Source organism: Nocardioides sp. CPCC 206348, from assembly GCF_048654705.1.
Lineage (GTDB): Bacteria > Actinomycetota > Actinomycetes > Propionibacteriales > Nocardioidaceae > Nocardioides.
Map to the genome: position 1 here is coordinate 4,983 of NZ_JBMCZA010000109.1, position 3,054 is coordinate 8,036.

The following is a 3,054-nucleotide window of genomic DNA, read 5'->3' on the forward strand; positions in this document are numbered from 1 at the left end:
TGCCTGCTCTGGGCCGGCACGCCGTTGCTGTCCAGGCACCGCGGCGACGACTGAGGTCAAGGACTAGGAACCAGCGGTCTCCTCGCCATGCGTGTCGGTGGCAGGACCGTTCTCGGTCGCCCCGCCCTCGTCGGTCCAGTCGGCTGACGTGCCGTCGTCCAGGGCCGGGTCCGACTCGGCATCCGGCTCGGCATCCGGCTCGGCACCCGGCTCCGGGGCGTCGCTGTTGTGCACCACGTCGTCGGGTCCGTTGACCAGGTCGTCGCGGTCGAAGGACTCCTCGACCGTGTCCCCCTCCTCGGGGGCGCGCGTGGTGTCCGTGGGTTCCGGGGTGGTCTCGCTCATCGTTCTCTCCATTCGTCGAAAGGGTCCTTGTCAGCGCCGTACCCGAACGCCTCGATCGAATCCGCCCCTCGTGGCCTCGGCGCATGGCGAAGCCCCGGCCGGGTACTGCGTGGACGACCCGTCAGGTGGACCGAGGAGAGAAGATGCTGCTGCCCAAGCCCCGTGGAACCATGAGCGCGGCAGTCTTCGAGCACCTGCGTTCCCCGGAACCAGCACCCGGCGAACGGTCGCCCACATCGCCGGTGGCGGACAGCACGGACGACGAGCTCATCACCCTGTGGGCGTTGCAGGAGCTGAGCTATCGCGGGTTCGAGGACACCGACGGCGACCACGAAGGTGATCCGTTCGTGCTCGCCGTACGACACCAGCTCGAGTCAGCCCTGGAGGCGCGGCTGCGATCACGGTGGACCGACGTCGAGCTCGAGGACGACTTCGCCGAACAGTTCTTCGACTTCGTGGCCGCTCATGACGGGCCCTCGCTGGCCGGCTTCATCCTTCGCAAGGCCGACAGGGAACAGGCGCTGGAGCTCATGCAGGCCCGCTCGATCTATCAGCTCAAGGAAGCCGACCCCACGACGTGGGTGATTCCCCACCTGGCCGGGCGGGCCAAGGCCGCCCTGGTCGAGCTGCAGTACGACGAGTACGGGGCGGGCGACCCCGACGCGATGCACTCCCAAGTGTTTGCGGCAGGCATGGAGGCCAGCGGGCTGAACGCCGAACCCGGTCACTACATCAACGACGTCCCCGCCGAGGTGCTCGAGCAGAACACGGCGATGTCGCTCTTCGGCATGCAGCGGCGGCTGGCCGGCGCAGCGCTGGGCCACCTGGCCGGGTTCGAGGCCTCGAGCTCGCTGCCGTCGCAGCAGATGGCGGCGGGCCTGCGCCGCCTCGAGCTGCCCGACGAGATGGCGAAGTACTACGACGAGCATGTCGAGGCGGACGCCGTACACGAACAACTGGCCGTGCGATCGGTGTGCCGGGCATTCATCGACGATGAGCCCCACGCCACCCAGGACGTCTTCTTCGGGGCCTTCACCTGCCTCGACCTCGAGGCCCGTACAGCCCAGCACTTCCTGGACCGTTGGGAGGCAACGGCATGAGCGCCGAGTCCTCCGCGCCCGACGTGGTCCTGTGCCCCGGAGGCCCCCTGCTCCTGCGGGGCGCCCACGTCGTGGAGGCTGCGGACGGCGGCGTGCACGAGACGCGCCGGCCCGTCAGCGCCATCTGCCGGTGCGGCAAGTCCTCCATCCAGCCCTGGTGCGACGGCACCCACAAGAGCCTGCCGGCCGACGCCCGACCGTGAGCGGTCGCGAACGGACCGGATGCCCCGCGGGCATTCGGGTACGGACAGAGAAACACCCCATCAACAAGGAGGAATCGTGGGACTTGACGACAAGATCAGCAACAAGGCCGAAGACCTCAAGGGGCGGGCCAAGGAAGCCACCGGCGCCGTCACCGGTGATGACGAGCTGAAGGCGGAAGGCGAGCACGACCAGGCCAAGTCCGGACTCAAGGACAAGGTCGAGAGCCTCAAGGACAAGATCGGCGAGAAGGTCGACAAGATCTGACCTCGCCTGACCTCGTCTGACAGCGCCGCACGACCACCCGGTCGTGCGGCGCTGGCGTGTCGAGGCGTCGTACCCCGCAGCAAGGGCGGATGACCCCCACGGAAGGGGGTACCTGAGGTGCGCCGCCCACCGGAGGAGAACCCATGTCGAGCGACATCGCTTCCAGCATCTGGATGCCCGTTGTCAGGCCGGTCCATCCGAGACTGGACGAGGACCTCGTCGTCGATGTCGTCGTCGTGGGCGCAGGCATCGCCGGGGTGAGCGTGGCCTGGGAGCTCAGCCGTGCCGGTCACCAGGTGGCGCTTCTCGACAGCTCCCAGGTCGGCTGCGGCGTCACCGGACACTCCACCGGCAAGGTCACTGCCGTACAGGGCGTCAGGTACTCAGCCCTCGAACGCAGGCTCGGCGCGCGAGCGTCCGCAAGGTATGCCGAGAGCCAGCTGCTCGCACTGCAGCACCTCGCCGCGATCGTGCATCGCCTCAAGATCGACGGTGCCCTCACCCGCCAGCCCGCCTACCTGTTCGCGGAGGACGAGGCCGCGCTGCCGGCGCTGACGGCCGAGGTGGAGGCAGCACGGGCTGCCGGCATCGACATGCGCCTCACGCTCAAGACCGGCCTGCCCTTCCCGACCACGGGCGCAGCGGTCGTTGCCGGGCAGATCGCCCTCGACCCGCAACGCTATGTCGCCGCCCTCGCTGCCGACCTGGTCCAGAACGGGGGCCGGATCTACGAGGACACGACCGTGACGGGCCTGGACGAGGGCACGCCGCACCGCATCCGCACCGAAGGCGGGCCGGTGGTCAGCGCCGGACATGTCGTGGTCACCACCCAGTTCCCGATCTTCGATCGCGCGCTCCTGTTCCCGCACCTGCGTCCGCGCCGCGAGTTCGTCCTGGTGGCCGATGCACCGCCGGGGTCCGTGCCCGCGATGTACAACAGCGTGGGCAAGGACGTGCGCTCGGTGCGGATCTCCGGGCCCGGCAGCCCGGATCAGCTGATCGTGACCGGGGCACCCTTCTCCCCCGGCGGTGATGCCGCCCCCGGACGGCTGGCAGACCTCCAGCAGTGGGCCGACGAGCGCTTCCAGAACCCGCGCTGGACGGCGTCGTGGGCCGCCCAGGACTACGACACCCCGGACGG

The 3,054-nt window shown here is 69.3% G+C and carries 5 protein-coding genes; 4 read left to right on the top strand and 1 reads right to left on the bottom strand.

Annotated features, from left to right (window positions below; all coding sequences use genetic code 11):
- Window positions 1–63: 63 nt before the first annotated feature.
- Window positions 64–345: a hypothetical protein gene (locus ACOADB_RS06115; protein ID WP_378597063.1), complete on the bottom strand. Its 282-nt coding sequence runs from the start codon at window positions 343–345 to the stop codon at window positions 64–66.
- Window positions 346–488: 143 nt separating this feature from the next.
- On the opposite strand from ACOADB_RS06115, the gene ACOADB_RS06120 reads away from it, so the two are divergent.
- The 4 genes from ACOADB_RS06120 to ACOADB_RS06135 form a co-directional block, all read left to right on the top strand.
- A complete protein-coding gene (locus tag ACOADB_RS06120; protein WP_378597064.1) occupies window positions 489–1,445 on the top strand; it encodes an iron-containing redox enzyme family protein in 957 nt (318 codons plus the stop codon).
- Complete coding sequence (locus ACOADB_RS06125; protein ID WP_378597065.1) at window positions 1,442–1,648, top strand: CDGSH iron-sulfur domain-containing protein; 207 nt, start codon at window positions 1,442–1,444, stop codon at window positions 1,646–1,648. The genes ACOADB_RS06120 and ACOADB_RS06125 overlap by 4 nt, the downstream gene beginning before the upstream one ends.
- Window positions 1,649–1,724: 76 nt before the next feature.
- On the top strand, window positions 1,725–1,913 hold the full coding sequence (locus tag ACOADB_RS06130; RefSeq protein WP_378597066.1) for a CsbD family protein: 189 nt from the start codon (window positions 1,725–1,727) through the stop codon (window positions 1,911–1,913).
- 143 nt (window positions 1,914–2,056) lie between these two features.
- On the top strand, window positions 2,057–3,054 hold a 998-nt coding region (locus ACOADB_RS06135; RefSeq protein ID WP_378597067.1), incomplete at its 3' end, for an NAD(P)/FAD-dependent oxidoreductase.